Genomic DNA, 21,867 nt, shown 5'->3' on the forward strand with positions numbered 1-21,867 from the left:
CTTGTATGGAAAGGTTTTTTGGATTAAAGGAAAAAGGGACAAATATTAAGACTGAATCAATCGCTGGCTTAACTACTTTTTTGACTATGGTATATATTATTATAGTAAACCCAGCTGTTTTATCGTCAGCCGGCGTGCCATTTGAACAAGTGTATATGGCTACTATTATTGCCGCTGTAACGGGAACACTTATAATTGCTTTATTTGCAAATTATCCTATAGCGATTGCACCTGGCATGGGGTTGAATGCGTATTTCGCGAGTGTGGTTGCCTCTCAAGGTGTATCATATCAAGTTGTTTTTGGAGCTGTCTTTTTTGCTGGCTTGTTATTTTTACTATTAAGCTTTACGAAACTACGTGAAATGCTCATTGAATCCATACCTAGTTCGTTAAAATATGGTATTACAACTGGAATTGGACTATTTATTGCTTTCATCGGTTTAAAGATGTCTGGAATCGTAGTGCCAAGTGAAGCTACTATGATAGCGTTTGGAGATTTACACCAACCTGTTACACTTTTAACTTTATTTGGTCTGTTTCTGACTTTAACACTAATTGCACGTAATGTAAGAGGTGCTTTATTTATTGGCATGATTACTACGGCGATTGTGGGATTCTTTTTTGATTTGTTGCACTTTGAAGGTATTGTTTCAATGCCACCAACGCCTGTGTTTTTTGATATAGACCTCGCTGGGGTATTTACAAATGGGCTATATACTGTTGTATTTGCTTTCTTATTAGTAACAATCTTTGATACGACAGGTACAATGGTAGGAGTTGCTGAGCAAGCTGGTTTAATGAAAAATGGTAAATTGCCAAATGTCAAACCTGCTTTAATGGCTGACGCTGTTGCAACTACTGTTGGTTCTGCTTTTGGGACAAGCCCAGCTACCGCGTATATAGAATCATCTACAGGAGTTGCTGCGGGAGGACGGACAGGGCTAACTTCATTAGTAGTAGCTGTGCTGTTTATTATTTCAGCTTTCTTTTCTCCAGCCATCTCAGCCATATCTTCCTTGCCGGCAATAACGGCACCCGTCTTAATTATTGTTGGATGCTTCATGATGGAGGGGCTAGCTCGCATTAATTGGAAATCATTTGATGAGGCTTTTCCGGCATTCGCTATTATTTTAGCAATGCCACTAACTTCAAGCATAGCAACGGGTATTGCTATTGGATTTATAACGTATCCTTTAATGAAGCTAGTCAGTGGAAAAGGTAAAGAGGTACATCCTCTTATTTATGTATTTGGTGTTATATTTATAATTCAAATGGCGTTTTTTCCAGCGCATTAATGTGAAAGTCGGGTATAAGAACCCGGCTTTTTGTAATTTCAATGGTGCGTTCAATATGTAATACAACGATGTCACCCTTATTATAATTATAATATAGAAGAGATTAGAGCTCCTTTTAAATGATTGATCATACAAGTGAATAATGAAGAAAGAAATATCTCACATATATGTTGGAAGGTATTTACAGAATTGAATGTGTGTGTTAATACTGTTTTTATTAGTGTGAAATTGGAGGGACTAAGATGTATGACTCGTCCGGTGAGAGGGCAAGTTTGTTGAAAAAGTTTTTTGTCTGTTTTAAACGAGAGTAAATTCTCCTGTTATATGTCGCATGCTCTAAACAGATACTAAAGACAGGAGATGGTTGAATTGATATTAGAGATTCTATTGTTAGTAGTACTTATAGTTCTAAATGCTTTTTTTGCAGCATCTGAAATTGCCTTGATTTCCTTAAATGACAATAAAATTAAGTTAATGGCTGAATCTGGCCATAAAAAAGCACAAATACTTCATAGTTTATTAAGTGAACCAAGCAGATTTTTAGCAACAATCCAAATTGGTATAACGTTAGCGGGGTTTTTAGCAAGTGCTTTTGCAGCAGAAAGCTTTGCGTCTCGTCTTGCACTTCTTTTAACTAACATAGGTGTGCCTATAGGCACAAATGTTTTAGAAAATGTTTCTGTTGTCGTCATAACACTAGTGCTATCATATTTTACATTAGTATTTGGAGAGTTAGTGCCAAAGCGGCTTGCTATGCAAAAAGCAGAACCTGTTGCAATGTTTGCAGCAACATCATTGTTTTTACTGTCGAAAATCACATCTCCTTTTGTTAAATTACTAACAGGATCTATGAATGTTATAGTAAGGTTGTTTGGTGTAGATCCTAATGCGGATGATGACGAAGTGACAGAAGAAGAAATTAGAATGATGGTTGATGTGGGGAAAGAGAGAGGTACTATACAAGAAACGGAAAAATTCATGATTAACAATATTTTTGAATTTGACAATAAAATTGTTTCAGATATTATGACCCATCGTACAAACGTTGTTGGCATACCAATCAATGCGACTCTGAAAGAAGTAGTCAAAACGATAAACCAAGAAAGATACACGAGATTCCCTGTATATGAGGGCGACTTAGACAATATAGAAGGAATTCTTCATACAAAAGATATAATACAGTATATGGAGAATGGAGATGAATTTAAGTTTGATCTTCGGAGGTTAACGAGAACACCTTATTTCGTTCCAGCTTCTAAACCGACAGATGAGTTGCTAAAAGACCTTCAAAAAAATCAAGTTCACCTTGCAGTAGTGATCGATGAATATGGTGGGACGGATGGTATTGTTACATTAGAAGATTTAATAGAAGAAATTGTGGGCAACATTTTTGATGAGTACGATGTCGATGAAAGAGAAATTGTTGCGGTTGATAATAACACGTTCATGGTCAAAGGAACAGCCAGTTTATATGATATACAACAAGTGTTTGATGTAAGTTTACCAACAGATGACTACGATACGATAAGTGGATTTGTTATCGGGCAGCTAGGTATGATACCTGAAAGTGCAGATATACCTTTAGTAGAGTATGGTGGATTAGTCTTTAAAATAGAAGAACTAGATGAAAAACGAATAAAATGCTTGAAGGTATGTCGAAGTGACTAAGGTATTCAGTTAAGAATATTATATTGAAAAAAGAGAATGCATCTCAACAGCTTCTTTACAAAATGCTGTTGGGGTGCGTTATATTTTTTTTAGTGGTCAGTAGATGTTTATGTGGTTAATACAGTAAGGTGTTGAAACAGTTTTTATAATAGTGAGGTCATCTGTCAATATTAACTCACCAAACCATACAAACATTGTGGTGTTTTGTTAAAAAATAACACAAAAAGTTTTTGTGATTTATCGTTGACTTCTGGTCATTAGCATAGTATTATTAGAAAGTCGCTTCAAGACAACGATAAAAAATGCAAAACAAAAAACATTTTTTAAAAAGTTGTTGACGGACGATATGAATTATGTTAAGATAATAAAGTCGCTTTTACGACAACACAAAAAAAACAGCTCTTTGAAAACTAAACAAAACCAAGCGCTAAAACGTTTCTATTATAGAAACAAAACAAGCGACTTTGAAGTCGCAAAAAGAATTGCCAGATGTAAATTTGAGCAAGTCAAACTTCTTTTCGGAGAGTTTGATCCTGGCTCAGGACGAACGCTGGCGGCGTGCCTAATACATGCAAGTCGAGCGAACCACTTCGGTGGTTAGCGGCGGACGGGTGAGTAACACGTGGGCAACCTGCCTATGAGACTGGGATAACTTCGGGAAACCGGAGCTAATACCGGATAACATTTATCTTTGCCTGAAGATAAATTGAAAGATGGCTTTTAGCTATCACTTATAGATGGGCCCGCGGCGCATTAGCTAGTTGGTGAGGTAATGGCTCACCAAGGCGACGATGCGTAGCCGACCTGAGAGGGTGATCGGCCACACTGGGACTGAGACACGGCCCAGACTCCTACGGGAGGCAGCAGTAGGGAATCTTCCACAATGGACGAAAGTCTGATGGAGCAACGCCGCGTGAGTGAAGAAGGTTTTCGGATCGTAAAACTCTGTTGTTAGGGAAGAACAAGTACCGTTCGAATAGGGCGGTACCTTGACGGTACCTAACGAGAAAGCCACGGCTAACTACGTGCCAGCAGCCGCGGTAATACGTAGGTGGCAAGCGTTGTCCGGAATTATTGGGCGTAAAGCGCGCGCAGGCGGTCCTTTAAGTCTGATGTGAAAGCCCACGGCTCAACCGTGGAGGGTCATTGGAAACTGGAGGACTTGAGTGCAGAAGAGGAGAGTGGAATTCCACGTGTAGCGGTGAAATGCGTAGATATGTGGAGGAACACCAGTGGCGAAGGCGACTCTCTGGTCTGTAACTGACGCTGAGGCGCGAAAGCGTGGGGAGCGAACAGGATTAGATACCCTGGTAGTCCACGCCGTAAACGATGAGTGCTAAGTGTTGGAGGGTTTCCGCCCTTCAGTGCTGCAGCAAACGCATTAAGCACTCCGCCTGGGGAGTACGGTCGCAAGACTGAAACTCAAAGGAATTGACGGGGGCCCGCACAAGCGGTGGAGCATGTGGTTTAATTCGAAGCAACGCGAAGAACCTTACCAGGTCTTGACATCCCTATGCCCGCCCTAGAGATAGGGTTTTCCCTTCGGGGACATAGGTGACAGGTGGTGCATGGTTGTCGTCAGCTCGTGTCGTGAGATGTTGGGTTAAGTCCCGCAACGAGCGCAACCCTTGATCTTAGTTGCCAGCATTTAGTTGGGCACTCTAAGGTGACTGCCGGTGACAAACCGGAGGAAGGTGGGGATGACGTCAAATCATCATGCCCCTTATGACCTGGGCTACACACGTGCTACAATGGATGGTACAAAGGGCTGCAAAACCGCGAGGTTGAGCGAATCCCATAAAACCATTCTCAGTTCGGATTGTAGGCTGCAACTCGCCTACATGAAGCTGGAATCGCTAGTAATCGCGGATCAGCATGCCGCGGTGAATACGTTCCCGGGCCTTGTACACACCGCCCGTCACACCACGAGAGTTTGTAACACCCGAAGTCGGTGGGGTAACCGCAAGGAGCCAGCCGCCTAAGGTGGGACAGATGATTGGGGTGAAGTCGTAACAAGGTAGCCGTATCGGAAGGTGCGGCTGGATCACCTCCTTTCTAAGGATTATTACGGAACATCTACCTTACGGTAGATGAAGCGCTTTGGTTTTGTTTAGTTTTGAGAGAGCTATTAACTCTCGGTTTTTTTCACGGAGCGCAAGCGAAGTGAAAATAAACATCATTATATGTTCCTTGAAAACTAGATAACGATAAACAACGACATCCAAAACCAATATGGTTTAATTAGTAATGCCTCTTTTAACTTGTTTGTCGCAAAGTTAAAAGAACTGATTTATAAACACGATCAATGATCGTAGGTTAAGTTAGGAAGGGCGCACGGTGGATGCCTTGGCACTAGGAGCCGATGAAGGACGGGACTAACACCGATATGCTTCGGGGAGCTGTAAGTAAGCTTTGATCCGGAGATTTCCGAATGGGGAAACCCACTGTTCGTAATGGAACAGTATCTACACCTGAATACATAGGGTGATGAAGGCAGACCCGGGGAACTGAAACATCTAAGTACCCGGAGGAAGAGAAAGCAAATGCGATTCCCTGAGTAGCGGCGAGCGAAACGGGATTAGCCCAAACCAAGAGGCTTGCCTCTTGGGGTTGTAGGACACTCTATACGGAGTTACAAAGGAACGAAGTAAATGAAGCGACCTGGAAAGGTCCGTCAAAGAAGGTAACAACCCTGTAGTTGAAACTTCGTTCTCTCCAGAGTGGATCCTGAGTACGGCCGGACACGTGAAATCCGGTCGGAAGCAGGGAGGACCATCTCCCAAGGCTAAATACTCCCTAGTGACCGATAGTGAACCAGTACCGTGAGGGAAAGGTGAAAAGCACCCCGGAAGGGGAGTGAAAGAGATCCTGAAACCGTGTGCCTACAACAAGTCAGAGCCCGTTAATGGGTGATGGCGTGCCTTTTGTAGAATGAACCGGCGAGTTACGATTACGTGCAAGGTTAAGCTGAATAGGCGGAGCCGCAGCGAAAGCGAGTCTGAATAGGGCGAATTAGTACGTGGTCGTAGACCCGAAACCAGGTGATCTACCCATGTCCAGGGTGAAGTTCAGGTAACACTGAATGGAGGCCCGAACCCACGCACGTTGAAAAGTGCGGGGATGAGGTGTGGGTAGCGGAGAAATTCCAATCGAACCTGGAGATAGCTGGTTCTCTCCGAAATAGCTTTAGGGCTAGCCTCATGAGTAAGAGTCTTGGAGGTAGAGCACTGATTGGACTAGGGGCCCTCATCGGGTTACCGAATTCAGTCAAACTCCGAATGCCAAAGACTTATCCATGGGAGTCAGACTGCGAGTGATAAGATCCGTAGTCGAAAGGGAAACAGCCCAGACCGCCAGTTAAGGTCCCAAAGTATACGTTAAGTGGAAAAGGATGTGGAGTTGCTTAGACAACCAGGATGTTGGCTTAGAAGCAGCCACCATTTAAAGAGTGCGTAATAGCTCACTGGTCGAGTGACTCTGCGCCGAAAATGTACCGGGGCTAAACGTATCACCGAAACTGCGGAATGTCTCACGACATTGGTAGGAGAGCGTTCTAAGGGCTGTGAAGCTAGACCGTGAGGACTAGTGGAGCGCTTAGAAGTGAGAATGCCGGTATGAGTAGCGAAAGAAGGGTGAGAATCCCTTCCACCGAATGCCTAAGGTTTCCTGAGGAAGGCTCGTCCGCTCAGGGTTAGTCGGGACCTAAGCCGAGGCCGAAAGGCGTAGGCGATGGATAACAGGTTGATATTCCTGTACCACCTCACCACCGTTTGAGCAATGGGGGGACGCAGGAGGATAGGGTGAGCGCGCTGTTGGATTAGCGCGTCCAAGCAATTAGGCTGATGATGAGGCAAATCCCGTCATCGTGAAGGCTGAGTTGTGATGGCGAGGGAACTATAGTACCGAAGTCCTTGATTCCACACTGCCAAGAAAAGCCTCTAGCGAGGGGGTAGGTGCCCGTACCGCAAACCGACACAGGTAGGCGAGGAGAGAATCCTAAGGTGAGCGAGAGAACTCTCGTTAAGGAACTCGGCAAAATGACCCCGTAACTTCGGGAGAAGGGGTGCTTGTTGGGGTGTTAAAGCCCTGACAAGCCGCAGTGAAAAGGCCCAGGCGACTGTTTAGCAAAAACACAGGTCTCTGCGAAGCCGCAAGGCGAAGTATAGGGGCTGACGCCTGCCCGGTGCTGGAAGGTTAAGAGGAGGGGTTAGCGCAAGCGAAGCTCTGAATCGAAGCCCCAGTAAACGGCGGCCGTAACTATAACGGTCCTAAGGTAGCGAAATTCCTTGTCGGGTAAGTTCCGACCCGCACGAAAGGCGTAACGATCTGGGCACTGTCTCAACGAGAGACTCGGTGAAATTTTAGTACCTGTGAAGATGCAGGTTACCCGCGACAGGACGGAAAGACCCCGTGGAGCTTTACTGTAGCCTGATATTGAATTTTGGTACAGCTTGTACAGGATAGGTAGGAGCCTGAGAAGCCGGAGCGCTAGCTTCGGTGGAGGCGTCGGTGGGATACTACCCTGGCTGTATTGAAATTCTAACCCACATCCCTGATCGGGATGGGAGACAGTGTCAGGTGGGCAGTTTGACTGGGGCGGTCGCCTCCTAAAATGTAACGGAGGCGCCCAAAGGTTCCCTCAGAATGGTTGGAAATCATTCGTAGAGTGTAAAGGCACAAGGGAGCTTGACTGCGAGACCTACAAGTCGAGCAGGGACGAAAGTCGGGCTTAGTGATCCGGTGGTTCCGCATGGAAGGGCCATCGCTCAACGGATAAAAGCTACCCCGGGGATAACAGGCTTATCTCCCCCAAGAGTCCACATCGACGGGGAGGTTTGGCACCTCGATGTCGGCTCATCGCATCCTGGGGCTGTAGTCGGTCCCAAGGGTTGGGCTGTTCGCCCATTAAAGCGGTACGCGAGCTGGGTTCAGAACGTCGTGAGACAGTTCGGTCCCTATCCGTCGTGGGCGTAGGAAATTTGAGAGGAGCTGTCCTTAGTACGAGAGGACCGGGATGGACGCACCGCTGGTGTACCAGTTGTCTTGCCAAAGGCATCGCTGGGTAGCTATGTGCGGACGGGATAAGTGCTGAAAGCATCTAAGCATGAAGCCCCCCTCAAGATGAGATTTCCCATTCTAAGATCCCTTGAAGATGACAAGGTAGATAGGTTCGAGGTGGAAGCGTGGTGACACGTGGAGCTGACGAATACTAATCGATCGAAGACTTAACCAAAAGTCGACGCACAAACATCTAGTTGTTGTTTTATCGTTATCTAGTTTTGAGGGAACAATCCCTATATAAAATTGTATAGTTTGGTGACGATGGCGAAGAGGTCACACCCGTTCCCATCCCGAACACGGAAGTTAAGCTCTTCAGCGCCGATGGTAGTTGGGGCATTGCCCCTGTGAGAGTAGGACGTCGCCAAGCTATTACCTGGCCCGTTGGTCAAGCGGTTAAGACACCGCCCTTTCACGGCGGTAACACGGGTTCGAATCCCGTACGGGTCACCATTGTTTTTCATAGTGCTTAGTATAAGCGAGATAAAACTAGCATAGTATATAGTTTCATGGAGGATTAGCTCAGCTGGGAGAGCATCTGCCTTACAAGCAGGGGGTCGGCGGTTCGATCCCGTCATCCTCCACCATAATGGACATGCTTATAAGGCCGATGTAGCTCAATTGGTAGAGCAACTGACTTGTAATCAGTAGGTTGGGGGTTCAAGTCCTCTCGTCGGCACCACGTTATTCATTTTATTCTTATATAAAATGAGCCATTAGCTCAGTTGGTAGAGCATCTGACTTTTAATCAGAGGGTCGAAGGTTCGAGTCCTTCATGGCTCACCATGATTTATTAATCATCTATAGTTTTTAACATGCGGGTGTGGCGGAATTGGCAGACGCACCAGACTTAGGATCTGGCGCCGCAAGGCGTGGGGGTTCGACTCCCTTCACCCGCACCATGATATTCAAGCGCGGAACGCGGAAGTAGTTCAGTGGTAGAACACCACCTTGCCAAGGTGGGGGTCGCGGGTTCGAATCCCGTCTTCCGCTCCATAGTAAGTGCCGGGGTGGCGGAACTGGCAGACGCACAGGACTTAAAATCCTGCGGTAGGTGACTACCGTACCGGTTCGATTCCGGTCCTCGGCACCAAGTTTTTTTACGAAGCGAAGCGTAGTAAAATAAACATCCATAATATACGTAAGTAAAATACGTACAATAAAAAACAAAATGCGCCCGTAGCTCAATTGGATAGAGCGTCTGACTACGGATCAGAAGGTTATGGGTTCGACTCCTGTCGGGCGCGCCATTTAAATACGGGAAGTAGCTCAGCTTGGTAGAGCACTTGGTTTGGGACCAAGGGGTCGCAGGTTCGAATCCTGTCTTCCCGACCAGCCGAATTCTCATATGAAACAAAAGTAAGGGGCCTTAGCTCAGCTGGGAGAGCGCCTGCCTTGCACGCAGGAGGTCAGCGGTTCGATCCCGCTAGGCTCCACCAATTAATATTTTGCAACTGAAGTATAATAACTTTATCGTGGCGGTGTAGCTCAGCTGGCTAGAGCGTACGGTTCATACCCGTGAGGTCGTGGGTTCGACTCCCTCCGCCGCTACCACTTATTTGAAAATAATACGGAGGAATACCCAAGTCCGGCTGAAGGGATCGGTCTTGAAAACCGACAGGGGTGTTAAAGCCCGCGGGGGTTCGAATCCCTCTTCCTCCGCCATATTATTTTTCAAACCTTATAGTATTAACGTGGAGTGGATCCACGAGCAAACCATCCATGAGTAATCTACGAGTTGTCCCGACGCATTACCTTCTTTGATTAAGCGAGAAGAGGAAGGGACAGTCATTAAAAATATAAATGGATGCCGAAAAATCTATATTATATCATTAACGCGGGGTGGAGCAGTCTGGTAGCTCGTCGGGCTCATAACCCGAAGGTCGTAGGTTCAAATCCTGCCCCCGCAACCAAAAATGGTCCGGTAGTTCAGTTGGTTAGAATGCCTGCCTGTCACGCAGGAGGTCGCGGGTTCGAGTCCCGTCCGGACCGCCAGTTTTTCCAATATGATTGATTTATGTTGGGCAGTAGATATATAGTATGGTAAGGTCATAAGAATAAAAATTTATATTATAATATTAACGCGGAGTGGAGCAACGAGCAAAGCATCCGTGAGTAATCTACGAGTTGTCCCGCCGCATCACCTTCTTTGATTAAGCTAGAAGAGGAAGGGACAGTCATTAAAAATATAAGTGTATGCTGAAAAATTTATACTATATTATTAACGCGGGGTGGAGCAGTCTGGTAGCTCGTCGGGCTCATAACCCGAAGGTCGTAGGTTCAAATCCTGCCCCCGCAACCAAAATGGTCCGGTAGTTCAGTTGGTTAGAATGCCTGCCTGTCACGCAGGAGGTCGCGGGTTCGAGTCCCGTCCGGACCGCCATTTTATCCCAGTAGTTTATCTGCTGTTGATATAAATTCATAGTGTGGCTCGGTAGCTCAGTTGGTAGAGCAAAGGACTGAAAATCCTTGTGTCGGCGGTTCGATTCCGTCCCGAGCCACCATTTTTGTATCTATATTTTTTATTTTGCCGATGTAGCTCAATTGGTAGAGCACGATCGATTAAGCATCTTTGAATAAGCTTCAGCACACCAACCGAGCTACTTCTTGTATTAGCTTACTGAGGTTGGGGTGACGTTTACTGAGTAGTAAACGTAGTATATATGTTACCACTATATTATGCCGATGTAGCTCAATTGGTAGAGCAACTGACTTGTAATCAGTAGGTTGGGGGTTCAAGTCCTCTCGTCGGCACCAGATTTATTTCGTGAATGCGAAAATAACATTCAATATCTGTGGAGGGGTAGCGAAGTGGCTAAACGCGGCGGACTGTAAATCCGCTCCCTGAGGGTTCGGCGGTTCGAATCCGTCCCCCTCCACCATTTAGGGGCATAGTTTAACGGTAGAACAGAGGTCTCCAAAACCTCCGGTGTGGGTTCGATTCCTACTGCCCCTGCCATAATGACACAAACTAGGGCCTATAGCTCAGCTGGTTAGAGCGCACGCCTGATAAGCGTGAGGTCGGTGGTTCGAGTCCACTTAGGCCCACCATAATAAATATATACGTAACGTTCCGCAGTAGCTCAGTGGTAGAGCAATCGGCTGTTAACCGATTGGTCGTAGGTTCGAGTCCTACCTGCGGAGCCATTTTTTTATTTGGGGAAGTACTCAAGTGGCTGAAGAGGCGCCCCTGCTAAGGGTGTAGGTCGTGTAAGCGGCGCGAGGGTTCAAATCCCTCCTTCTCCGCCAGAAGATCCATTATAAATTATTATGCGCCTTTAGCTCAGTTGGATAGAGCAACGGCCTTCTAAGCCGTGTGTCAGAGGTTCGAATCCTCTAAGGCGCGTCCAAACAAAGAAACTAACCTTATTAGGTTGGTTTTTTTGTTGTATAGTCATTATAAAAAATTATGAATCTAATTTTATTCAAGCAATGGCTGTAGAATTTTGTAGCACGCAATATTTTAGGATAAATAACAAGCCTTGGTATGAGAGCCAAGGCTTGTTAGTATGCTACTGTTCTGTGTGGTTAATAATTAATCCGTCCACATGGTGCTTACTCATTAGTTTATCTTTCTTTCTATAATCTTTACTTTTGAAGATGATATCAAAGTCATAATCAGGTGGATATAAATCCTCTGACTTAATGTAAAGCTCTAAACGTTTTTGATTGATCGTCTTAAACTCTCCTTTTACTAACAAGACTACTTCGCCTTTCTCATCAGCTGAATCACGTACAATACCATGCTCATTAAGATGTGGAATTTTTACGTTATCTCCTTTTTTAAATAAACTTTCTACTTTTATTTTTTCTGATCGATGCTTATGCTTCATCTGTCTAATGTGCTTTTGATTGTATGCTAATTGCTTCTCAAGCTCACGTTGCTCAAAGGATGAGTTGTAAGATCTTTCTGCTTTATAAGTAATGTGATGAGCGCGTTCTACTATGCGCGGATGCATTCCTAATTTTAAGGCAATAGCAAACGCTTGACTGTCACCCCCCTTACCAATCAGTAATCTATAGGTTGGCTGCAATGAATCTAAATCAAATTCCATTGAACCATTTTCAAAACCTTCTGTATCTGTTGCAAACTCTTTTATCTCACTATAATGTGTAGTTGCCAAAAGAGTGGCACCCTTATCATAAAGCTCTTGTAATATAGAGGTTGCTAATCCCATACCTTCTCCTGGATCAGTCCCGGAACCAAGCTCATCAATAAGGACTAATGTTTGGTGAGTTGTCTCTTTCAAAATTTCAATAATATTTGTAATCCGTGAAGAAAAAGTACTTAACGATTGTTCAATTGATTGTCCATCCCCGATATCAACTAGAATTTTATTAAAAATGGCAATGTCACTATCATGTTTACAAGGTATGTGTAATCCTGCTTGTGCCATAATGGTTAACAGTCCGACTGTTTTGATGGTTACAGTCTTACCACCTGTATTAGGTCCGGTAATAACAAGTGCATCATAAGAATCTCCTAGTTCTAGTGTAAGTGGTACAGCATCTTCTCGTAATAGTGGGTGTCTCGCCTGCTTTAAATGGACGTAATGAAAGTCATTGATTTTTACGGGATTTCCATTTATTTCAACACTATACTTTGCTTTAGCGAATAAAACATCATAATGAACCATCGTTTCAACAGCTAGTTTGATATCTTGTTCATGCTGTTCAACAAGCCCTGTTAAAAACAAAAGAACCTGCTGTACTTCTGCCTCTTCTTGAAATTGCAACAGCTCAATATCTCCTTGAATGTGAGCAATTTCATCTGGTTCCAAAAATACAGTTGAGCCTGAGGCTGATGTGTCTAACACCGTACCAGCTATCATTTTACGATATTCTTTTTTTACAGATATAACGTGCCGCCCATTGCGTATGCTAACAACCGTATCTTGTAGATACTTAGTATATTTAGCTGATTTCACGAACTTCTCAAGGCGGTCCTTAAGTCTTTGTTCATAAATAGATATTTGTTTGCGAACTCGAAGCAACTCTTTACTTGCGTAATCATCGACCTGCCCATTGCGAATACAACGAATAATCTCAGATGATAGCTCGTTTAAATTTGCTAATCCATTTACATAGCTAGATATATGAGGAGCTATAAAGGTTTTATCCTGCATAAATCTACGTAGCTTTTCAACCGTATCTAATAGTTCGTATATTGTCATTAGTTGGTCTGGTCTTAGAGCAGCTCCTTTGTTAAATAATCGAAAAATTTGTTGCATCCCTGTCAAGCTATGAATTGGTACACTGGCACTTTTTTCTAACACGACTTTTGCTTCTGTTACCTCATGTAGTTGAGCTTCAATTTGTTTTTTATTAAAAGATGGATACAAATTCAGCACTTTTTCTTTCCCTAAATCCGATAGTGCATAACGTGCTACTTCTTTTTTAATTTCATTGAATTGTAAAATATCAAATGTATGTGTGTTCAACGTTCTTTCCTCCTAATTTTAAATAATAAAAAAGTCGCAAAGAACCTAGGTTCTTTGCGACTCAAATGATAAATATGCCAAATAAAATAGACTTGAAAGGCCTATTGTTTACAACAAAAAAACTGTTCCTATACAGGCACAGCTTGACTTTTGTAGAGGCATAGCGAGTGTGTTAACCTGTGTTCTTAACTTGGTAAGCCAAGTACATATGCGTACTTAAATAAAGCACCTTTAAGCTGCTTTTTTGGCTCCAAACGTATTTAGTTACGTTTTTAGTTAAGAACGACACCTAACATACTGCATGACTCCCTTATAGTTCAGGTTAGCTACATATTATAAGATATTACCATTTTTGTCAATGGAGATAGTAAAAATTGAGACGTTCTCAAAAGGTCATCAAAAATTCCCTTTTAAAGATGAACATGTCTTGTGTTAATTTGTCAGTTATTTTGCGAGAAGAATCATTTTTTGATGACAAAAACATCACGTGAGGGTAGTTGGGCAGTCAGCTTGTGGAAAGGAAGCGCAATGGTAGCAAAATTAACAACTAGTGTAAGCCGTAACTTTAACATAATCATCGATTGGTGAACCTTTACCCGAGATCAACAGAAAAAGGGTACCAAAATTTAGTTTTGGTACACCCTTTAGATTTTTATAAGAAATTTCTCTTATGCAACATTATCCCAATCTGTTGACAAGCTTGCTTTGTAGTCAAAGCCTTTCTTCTTCCCTTGTAATTTCCCTAACATATAAATTACAATGCCGAGTACAGTCCAAATTGCTATAACTGGTAGAACAGATGTAATTAACTTATAGCTAAAAAAGCTTAAAGCTACAATAGAGAATAACCCACATCCAACCATTATGCTCTTTGAAGGGCGATATAGAGCCGTGTTAAACAATTGTGGTCGAACGAACGGAAGTGCCACCAATGATGCAGAATGGCCTATATACATTAAGAACATACCTTGAAGAGCAATAGTTAAGACAAAGTTCATAGTACCAGTCCAAAGTAACACACCGACGATAACCGTATTAATGGTTAATGCGATATGTGGTGTTCCAAATCTTTTACTCACAGTAGCTAAGCTTGTAGGAACGATATGATCGTCAGCGAATGTAAATAAGATGCGTGATACGACCATAATGAGCGAGTTTAATGTAGTTGCAAAGGCCATAAGTATTCCAATGTTAACAACAAGAGCACCAGCAGATGGAAGATATATTGCGGCAACATCTGCCATTGCACTTTTTGATGCGGCTAGTTCTGTATAAGGCAAAACACCGAATGCTACAATGGATACTAGAAAATAAATAATCATGGTAATAATCGAGCCACGTAGCATAGTCTTAGGCATATCTCTCTGCGGATCTCTCATTTCTCCACCAGCTTGTGCTAATTGCTCGAAGCCAAAATAAGCAAAAAACAAGCTAGGTAAAATGCTTAAAAATCCATTGAGACCAAACGGAAAAAGTGGTTGAAAGTTAGCTGGCTTAATGTGAAACAAACCAGGTATAACAAGGACAAGGATAGAAACAAATAATATAGCCGTCATAGTTAACTGAATACGTCCAAACCATTTTACGCCAGTTACATTTAATATATAAAAGAAACCTAGAATTGCTGTTGCTAATAAAAGAGGATTCCCCCAATTTGTTAAGGTCGCAACGTATTCACCGAACGAAATTGCAATAACAGCCATAACACCTAGTAAGGCAATGAATTGAAACCACATAAAAATAAAGCCAACAAAATGGTTATTAAAGGTACGACTAATGTGTGTGTAGGCACCACCTGGGCTTTTCCCAAGAGGAGTACTTAAAAAAACTAAGTAGGCGAGCGCGGTGCATAATAAGATTGGTAGTAATGCTACATATCCAAGAGGAACAGATGGACCTGTCTGTGCTCCAGCTTCCCCTGTAACAACGAAAATACCTGATCCAATCATACCTCCAATCATTAATGCATAGCCATGCCACTTTCCTAAAGATCGTTGTAATTTCATATTAATCTCTCCTAATGTTTAGTAAGAATTTTTTGTAAAGGTTTCTTCGTAATATTGGGTACGATGCAGCCGTCAGCAGGATAACCAACAGGCAGTACAAGTATAGGCATCTCTGTTTTCGGTCGATTGTATAACTCTCGTAAAAATACCATGGGACTTGGGGTGTATGTTAGAGTACACAGTCCAGCGTGATGTATACCTGATAAGAAAATACCTGCTGCCATACCTGCAGGGATAATAGTATTCATCGTAATGGATGTTTTTTGAGAGTCTACAATAATAGTATCGGTAGTTGCTTGCTGTTCGTCACGAAAAACAGTGATAACAAAGGTGGCATCTGTTAAATGCGGTTTTTGCCAATTAGTATTTAATGGTTTTAATGCTTGTCTCCACTCATGCGAAATCCGTTCCTCATATAATTTTTTTTCCTCAACCTCAGCTTGTTCTCGAATGCGAGCTTTCATGACTGGATCAGTCTCAATAATGAACCGGTATGATGAAACCCCTGATATCTTAGGAGTATATGCTGCTGCTTCTAGAGCATGGGCAATAATAGTAGAATCAACAGGATGTTGCTTGTAATCACGTACGTTTCGTCTCGTTTTCATAATTTCGTAGTATTTAACTGCGCTAGTATAGGAGTTCACATCGCTTCCTTTTATTGTAAATAGCAAAAAAGGTATTTCATTGACGTTTCTTTTTAGTATTTGATGAGAAGCTTCAATTGGAACATGAACTGAAAAGTTAATATCCGCATGCTTCAATGCTGCAAACAAAAACCCTGCACTTATGGCAGTTGACTCAGTAGGATAATAGTGTTTGATTTTCTTTCCTTCATGATTGAACCCATACTGTTGTTTGAATAGCACAATAGTATATTGAGAGTTTTTTATATAAAAAGCTGTGTCGGTAAGTCCTTCCTGATATGCTGCTTGCTGTAATGCGTTTTTAATTTCCTGCTTTTTAACTATTACATATGACCATGGTTGTTGATTCGCTCCGGAGGGAGCCGAACCAGCAGTTCTAATCAGTGCTTCAAGTGTTTCAGTAGTTACTTCGCCAATAGTAGCTACGTTATTTTTTATCTTAGTTACATATTGCTTAATGAGTTCTTGTTGAGTTTTGGGTGTTTTCTCAATAAAGTGTAGCGGGATAAATTGATCACATTCAGCCATGCTTATACCTCCTAAAAAAATAAAAAAAGAGTCCCATCCCCCAACAAGGGACGAAGAGACTCCGCGGTACCACCCTTTTTGATGAAATAAATCTCATCCACTTACAAAACTAGTAGCATATATAGCGTAGTGTAATTCACTTGTTGTAGACCTGGATTTTCAGCAACCATCCAGTCTCTAGACACTGTCTAACAACAAACTACTAGGATACGCAGCTACATTATTATTTTTATGCTTAAACGCTTTTAAGTAATAAAGTATATTCTTATTTTAAAATATTTTTGGCAAAAGTCAAGGCTGTAAAATAATTTTGAGACAGTTTTCTTCTTTATCATTAAATATTTCATACGCTTGCGCTGCTTTATCAAGTTGTAAACGGTGTGATATGATGTCGGTTATTTTAATATCTGTATGAGTAAGCATAGCATATAGCTGTGGAATTAAATGAATGGCAGGATTATATCCAGTTCTTAAAGACACGTTTCGTGTGAAAATGTCACCAAGTGGGAAAGCATTATAGCGGGTTCCATATATACCTATTAACATAATTGTGCCAGCTTTTTTGACAGCCTGTGTCGCCGTTTCTATAGCACTCATTGTTCCACCTTGTAGCCGAAGAGCGGTTTCTACAAGCTCCATTGCCGTCATTTTTCCACTCATACCGACGCAGTCAATGACTACATCAGCGCCGCCACTTGTTGTTTCCTTGATTAAGTCTCCAACATCATGCCCCCAAGGTAATACTTCTACTTTATTAGTACGTTTAGCGTGTTCAAGGCGATATGGTACACAATCAACAGCAATAACTCGAGTGGCACCCTTTAACCATGCGAACTTTTGAACTAACAGTCCGATAGGCCCACATCCAAGAACAACCACGGTGTCACCAGGCTTCACTCCACCATGGTGTACACCCCAATAAGCAGTAGGGACAGCGTCAGTTAACAATAGAAGTTCATCATCTGTTAGTTCGTTTTGCTCTGGAATTCGGAATGGTGTGAAATTTGCAAACGGTACTCGGAGTAACTCTGCTTGACTCCCTTGATAATCTCCATATAACCTAGAGCAACCGAAATATCCTCCTGCTTCGCCTTCATTATTAGCTTCATCACAAAGAGACCCTAATCCTTGTTGACAATAGGCACAGACCCCACAAGCTACATGATAAGGGATAATGACTTTGTCCCCTTTGCGAACGGAAGTGACATCTCGCCCAACATCTTCTACTTTACCTATAGCCTCATGACCAATGACATAGTCCTTACTCATACTAGGAATTAGCCCGTGATACAGATGTAAGTCGGAGCCACAAATCGAACTTTTAGAAACAGAGATAATAATATCATCAGTTTTTTTTATGCTTGGATCCTCAACATGCTTTACTTTTATTTTTTTAATTCCTTGATAAGTAACGGCTTTCATGGTGTTGGCTCCTTTGAAGTAATCTGCAGTAAATAATCAATCAATGCTTGCTGCTCCTCTGCAGTGTAACCAGCTTGTTCATCAACCCAATAGTTATGCCCCGCTCCTGTTACACGAGCTGTTTTAAAGTACTCTTTATTAGCTTCTATCACTTTATGGCGGAGCCATCTATCTAGTAAAGCTCGAAGACTATTTGCTGGATCGGCTTGTATGTTTTTAAAAAGAGTATTTCCTGCGCCGAATTCATTATCTGCACCGACAGCAACGCCACCATCATGAAGATATGGAGCAGACCATTTTAGGCCGAGTAGACTTGGTATTTTGTATCCTCCCTCTGCATTATTATGTGCCCAACCGAAAGCAAGCTCGCTCTGTTCAAATGGAGTAAGAGGCACAGGCAATGCCTTAGGATTATCAGGTAAAGGTACTGGTGTGCTTGGGTCCCAAACAGAGGGTGGGCCAAACAATCTTTCGGTCGGGGCAAAAGCTATTGCTCGAGAAGACTCTGTTTTAATTTCACTAGTAGGTATTAGATGATTATTCGTAAAGTAAGTCCCACCGTGACATGTGATGCAACCAGCCTTTTGGTATACAGCTTCTCCCTTTGCAACGTTTATGCCTTTTCCCACAGTTTGAGGAGGCTGAAGTGTATTCATATACGCACTCATCGCGTTCATTTGTTCCCAAGCCTTATATCCAGGAGAGCTTGATAATAAGCCTGTGCTAGACATATAGGAAGCTGTTGGATATGATGAAGAAATAATTAATTCGTTAACGCCTGGTGTGCCTGGTGTGGGATCTATCGTTTTAAAAAATTCAGATGGTGTACCGTGCTTCTTAGAGTCGTATCTGAACTCTGAATTAGCAGCATTTTGTAACAGTGTTCCTAGGTATACATCCTTATCAATTTGTAAGACTTTTTTACTTAACTCTGACTGTGAAGTGGCGTCCATATTTTGAGTATGTGCGTTGTTAATAGCAGCAGTTAAGCCTTTATATGGACCTGCTAAGCCTTGACCACTCCATCCATAGGGGTGATCTCCAAGCGTAAACACATCTGGTATTTGCACAGGATTGTTTTTAAATTCAATTGTTGTATCATTACTCCCTTTTGGCCATTCGATTATTTGACTATCAACGAACTGTTCAAGTTTTTCAGGGTCTGGCAGCTTGTTCGCTTTTCCATCCGGTGTTGTAAAAGAAGTGCTACGCTCTGTTATGTAATCTTTAATGCTTTTTATTTCCGTATGAGTAAAATAAGAGGCTGTGTTTGTTGCCATTGCTAATACAGTTCCAATATTAAGATCGGTATTAGGAGCCCCTTGAATGACTTGGCCATCGCGAGTAGTTGTAGCATGGCAAGCGGCGCAAGTTATACCAGCTCTTACACGTCCTTTGTCGTAAACAAATTTGACGCCAAGTGGTATGTAGCTACCTTTAGGCACATCAAGACCTGTATCGAGCTTATCACCTTTTTTAAAAGAGTAATCTCCTATACTATAATCTTCAGCTAATTTCACTTGTAAATTTGTTGTACCTTTTCCTCCCAGTTGATTAATAGCCTTTGCTATATTGACTAAGGTAATGGGCCCATTAAATATCCCCATTATATCTGTAAAAAATACCTCATTACCAAATGTGTCTTTAAAAAAGCTTTCTTTACCAAATTCAATGTGTTCAGGGGTAAGTTCTTGAGCAAGCTGAGCGTCCCTGGTTGTCGTTTGTAGTATATAATTTCTATCTGTAGTAACATTCTGTTGTGGATTAACTATCTTTTCTGATTTGGGAGTGTAGGCCATTTCGTAATGCCCTAGAGTTAAAAATATAATACCTCCCACTGCTAAAGAAGAAATGATTAAGGACCGCTTCTTCATAAAACATCAACTCCCTAACTTTTTACCATTAATTTATACTATTACTGGAATAATAAACTTGATTTTTATTTTGCTGCCGGAGTTACTTGAGAAAGGTATTAGTAGGGGGATTAGGGAATCTATCCGTACGTATGTTTAATTAAACGGTTGACCCGAGGGTAACAATCTACCGATTTAAACATGCATACTATAATGGAAAGCGTTACAATGCTAGGGAGAGGGGGAGCTTAAAGATGTATGATGTTGTTATAATTGGTGGCGGTTTGACAGGGATAACAATCGGGCGTGAGCTTTTAACTAATGGAATAAATAACATTTTAATGGTAGATAAAAGTAATAGTGTGGGTGGACGAATGGCTACAAGGAGAATAGGAGTGGGACGTGCTGATCATGGTGCACAATTTTTTACCGTTCGTTCAAAGGAATTTGGAGCACACATTGATACATGGAAAAAGCAAGGTCTTATAAACAAATGGTTCGGTAATGATCATACCCGTTATATGGCGATTAGCGGCATGAACAGTTTAGCAAAACATCTTTCAATTAATATTCCCACTAAACTACAGTACAAGGTTAGTAAAATTGAGTATAAAGATGATCATTATGTTGTTTCCGACGGAACGGAATCTATAAAAACGAAAAAGATCGTTGTCACAGCACCTGTACCACAAACTACAGAGCTGTTACGTAATAGCCAGGTAAATGTGCCAGTCGAATTGGAGAACATTTCATTTGCTCCATGTATAGTTGGGTTAGTAGAGTTGAATAACGAAAGCAAACTCCCCGTGTCTGGTCATTTAGATGATCCTACCATGTTAGATGACGCAATTGTCCGATTGGCTGATCAACAAAAAAAAGGAATCTCGAATACATCAATTATTTCTGTTTATATGACTACACAGTGGAGTCAACAACATTACGAAGAATCGGATGAAGGTGTTGCTTCTACTATGATAGGCAAATGCGCAAAGTATTTTCGACCAGATGACGTCCAATCTATTCAAATTAAACGTTGGCGTTATGCGGAAGCAATGACGCCTATATACCAGCCTTTCGTTAAAGATGATGGACTGTATATAGGGGGAGATGCTTTTTTACAACCTAACGATACTGCAAAACGAACACGATTAGAGAGTGCGTTTTTATCAGGTTTGGCAATAGCAGAAGACATAGTAAAAGGATGATCATATGATTACAAAAGATGAGATACGAAATCGAATATGGACACGATTAACGGAAGAGAAAAATGGACGTTTTCCGTTTCCATTACATAACCGCATTCCAAATTTTAAAGGTGCAGAAAAGGCAGCAAGTAAAATCTTTCAACTGCCGTTCTATAAAAATGCTAAAGTGATAAAGGTGAATCCAGATGCGCCACAATTACCAATTCGTAAACAAGTACTCGAGGATGGTAAAATTCTTCTTGTACCAACACCACGATTAAAAGATGGATTTATTCAAGTCAAACCTGAATGGGTGCCTGAAGGGGAAGAAAGAAAGGCTGCATCATTATCACATATTATGTCGTATGGGAAAGTGATACCTCTATCACAGCTTCCTACCATTGATATGATAGTAGTCGGATCTGTTGCTCTGCATCGAGATGGGAGACGGATTGGCAAAGGGGAAGGGTATGCTGACCGCGAGTATGCCATAATTCGCGAGCTAGGTAACCCTCATGTACCTGTTGTGGCAACCGTTCATAGCACGCAACTGGTAACAGATGACATACCTCGCGATGAGTTTGACTTAGCGGTAGACTGGATTGCAACAGAACAAGAACTCATTGAAACGCATACGCCGTATGACAAACCTACAGGTATCCTTTGGGACCATGTTACACCTGAAGAGCTAGAGGAGATGCCGGTATTAAGAGAAATAAAAAATATAATTGAGAATAGATAAATGTAGTATCCGTCTCTAATAAG

General features: G+C 42.2%; 9 protein-coding genes, 24 tRNA genes and 3 rRNA genes. 31 read left to right on the top strand and 5 right to left on the bottom strand.

Annotation, left to right across the window (positions count from 1 at the left end):
• The first annotated feature begins 5 nt into the window (after positions 1-5).
• From EJF36_RS03450 to EJF36_RS03590, 29 genes are all read left to right on the top strand, one after another.
• The gene (locus tag EJF36_RS03450) at positions 6-1,295 is read left to right on the top strand and encodes an NCS2 family permease (RefSeq protein ID WP_125905027.1); all 1,290 of its coding nucleotides are present in this window, start codon (positions 6-8) and stop codon (positions 1,293-1,295) included.
• A 369-nt stretch (positions 1,296-1,664) separates the two neighbouring features.
• Positions 1,665-2,963 (top strand): hemolysin family protein, encoded by a 1,299-nt coding sequence (locus EJF36_RS03455; protein WP_185806800.1) that lies wholly within the window; start codon positions 1,665-1,667, stop codon positions 2,961-2,963.
• 515 nt (positions 2,964-3,478) lie between these two features.
• Positions 3,479-5,018: ribosomal RNA gene (locus tag EJF36_RS03460) — 16S ribosomal RNA — on the top strand.
• A gap of 259 nt (positions 5,019-5,277) precedes the next feature.
• Positions 5,278-8,196 (top strand): 23S ribosomal RNA (locus tag EJF36_RS03465).
• A 79-nt stretch (positions 8,197-8,275) separates the two neighbouring features.
• A 5S ribosomal RNA gene (rrf, locus tag EJF36_RS03470) occupies positions 8,276-8,391 on the top strand.
• Together the 16S, 23S and 5S rRNA genes with 24 tRNA genes alongside form the textbook arrangement of a ribosomal RNA operon.
• A gap of 8 nt (positions 8,392-8,399) precedes the next feature.
• Positions 8,400-8,474 (top strand) — tRNA-Glu (locus tag EJF36_RS03475).
• 58 nt (positions 8,475-8,532) lie between these two features.
• Positions 8,533-8,608: transfer RNA gene (locus EJF36_RS03480), tRNA-Val, on the top strand.
• A 19-nt stretch (positions 8,609-8,627) separates the two neighbouring features.
• Positions 8,628-8,703, top strand: a tRNA-Thr gene (locus EJF36_RS03485).
• Positions 8,704-8,731: 28 nt separating this feature from the next.
• A tRNA-Lys gene (locus EJF36_RS03490) sits at positions 8,732-8,807 on the top strand.
• Positions 8,808-8,838: 31 nt separating this feature from the next.
• Positions 8,839-8,923, top strand: a tRNA-Leu gene (locus EJF36_RS03495).
• Positions 8,924-8,942: 19 nt separating this feature from the next.
• A tRNA-Gly gene (locus EJF36_RS03500) sits at positions 8,943-9,017 on the top strand.
• A gap of 8 nt (positions 9,018-9,025) precedes the next feature.
• Positions 9,026-9,114, top strand: a tRNA-Leu gene (locus tag EJF36_RS03505).
• 80 nt (positions 9,115-9,194) lie between these two features.
• Positions 9,195-9,271, top strand: a tRNA-Arg gene (locus EJF36_RS03510).
• Between the two features lie 8 nt (positions 9,272-9,279).
• A tRNA-Pro gene (locus EJF36_RS03515) sits at positions 9,280-9,356 on the top strand.
• 28 nt (positions 9,357-9,384) lie between these two features.
• Positions 9,385-9,460: transfer RNA gene (locus EJF36_RS03520), tRNA-Ala, on the top strand.
• Between the two features lie 38 nt (positions 9,461-9,498).
• A tRNA-Met gene (locus EJF36_RS03525) sits at positions 9,499-9,575 on the top strand.
• A gap of 18 nt (positions 9,576-9,593) precedes the next feature.
• Positions 9,594-9,686 (top strand) — tRNA-Ser (locus EJF36_RS03530).
• 171 nt (positions 9,687-9,857) lie between these two features.
• Positions 9,858-9,934, top strand: a tRNA-Met gene (locus EJF36_RS03535).
• A gap of 5 nt (positions 9,935-9,939) precedes the next feature.
• Positions 9,940-10,016 (top strand) — tRNA-Asp (locus EJF36_RS03540).
• A gap of 230 nt (positions 10,017-10,246) precedes the next feature.
• A tRNA-Met gene (locus tag EJF36_RS03545) sits at positions 10,247-10,323 on the top strand.
• Between the two features lie 4 nt (positions 10,324-10,327).
• Positions 10,328-10,404 (top strand) — tRNA-Asp (locus EJF36_RS03550).
• A gap of 45 nt (positions 10,405-10,449) precedes the next feature.
• A tRNA-Phe gene (locus tag EJF36_RS03555) sits at positions 10,450-10,525 on the top strand.
• Between the two features lie 177 nt (positions 10,526-10,702).
• Positions 10,703-10,778, top strand: a tRNA-Thr gene (locus tag EJF36_RS03560).
• Positions 10,779-10,818: 40 nt separating this feature from the next.
• Positions 10,819-10,903, top strand: a tRNA-Tyr gene (locus EJF36_RS03565).
• Between the two features lie 3 nt (positions 10,904-10,906).
• Positions 10,907-10,980: transfer RNA gene (locus EJF36_RS03570), tRNA-Trp, on the top strand.
• A gap of 15 nt (positions 10,981-10,995) precedes the next feature.
• Positions 10,996-11,072 (top strand) — tRNA-Ile (locus EJF36_RS03575).
• A gap of 21 nt (positions 11,073-11,093) precedes the next feature.
• Positions 11,094-11,168, top strand: a tRNA-Asn gene (locus tag EJF36_RS03580).
• 11 nt (positions 11,169-11,179) lie between these two features.
• Positions 11,180-11,270, top strand: a tRNA-Ser gene (locus tag EJF36_RS03585).
• Positions 11,271-11,293: 23 nt separating this feature from the next.
• Positions 11,294-11,367, top strand: a tRNA-Arg gene (locus tag EJF36_RS03590).
• Between the two features lie 166 nt (positions 11,368-11,533).
• Here EJF36_RS03590 and EJF36_RS03595 read toward each other — a convergent pair.
• The 5 genes from EJF36_RS03595 to EJF36_RS03615 form a co-directional block, all read right to left on the bottom strand.
• Complete coding sequence (locus EJF36_RS03595; RefSeq protein ID WP_125905029.1) at positions 11,534-13,462, bottom strand: endonuclease MutS2; 1,929 nt, start codon at positions 13,460-13,462, stop codon at positions 11,534-11,536.
• Positions 13,463-14,130: 668 nt separating this feature from the next.
• Positions 14,131-15,468 carry an APC family permease gene (locus tag EJF36_RS03600; protein ID WP_260471820.1) on the bottom strand — a complete coding sequence of 446 codons (1,338 nt, stop codon included), beginning with the start codon at positions 15,466-15,468 and terminating at the stop codon, positions 14,131-14,133.
• An 11-nt stretch (positions 15,469-15,479) separates the two neighbouring features.
• Positions 15,480-16,643, bottom strand: a complete 1,164-nt coding sequence (locus EJF36_RS03605) for a nitroreductase family protein (protein WP_125905031.1) — start codon at positions 16,641-16,643, stop codon at positions 15,480-15,482.
• Between the two features lie 291 nt (positions 16,644-16,934).
• Positions 16,935-18,065 (bottom strand): alcohol dehydrogenase catalytic domain-containing protein, encoded by a 1,131-nt coding sequence (locus EJF36_RS03610; protein ID WP_125905032.1) that lies wholly within the window; start codon positions 18,063-18,065, stop codon positions 16,935-16,937.
• Positions 18,062-19,939, bottom strand: coding sequence for an electron transport protein (locus tag EJF36_RS03615; protein WP_125905033.1), 1,878 nt, complete (start codon positions 19,937-19,939; stop codon positions 18,062-18,064). Before EJF36_RS03615 ends, EJF36_RS03610 begins: the two co-directional genes overlap by 4 nt.
• Positions 19,940-20,172: 233 nt before the next feature.
• On the opposite strand from EJF36_RS03615, the gene EJF36_RS03620 reads away from it, so the two are divergent.
• On the top strand, positions 20,173-21,123 hold the full coding sequence (locus tag EJF36_RS03620) for an NAD(P)/FAD-dependent oxidoreductase (RefSeq protein WP_125905034.1): 951 nt from the start codon (positions 20,173-20,175) through the stop codon (positions 21,121-21,123).
• A 4-nt stretch (positions 21,124-21,127) separates the two neighbouring features.
• The gene (locus EJF36_RS03625) at positions 21,128-21,844 is read left to right on the top strand and encodes a 5-formyltetrahydrofolate cyclo-ligase (protein ID WP_125905035.1); all 717 of its coding nucleotides are present in this window, start codon (positions 21,128-21,130) and stop codon (positions 21,842-21,844) included.
• Positions 21,845-21,867 lie beyond the last annotated feature (23 nt).

This window comes from Bacillus sp. HMF5848, from assembly GCF_003944835.1.
Lineage (GTDB): Bacteria > Bacillota > Bacilli > Bacillales > HMF5848 > HMF5848.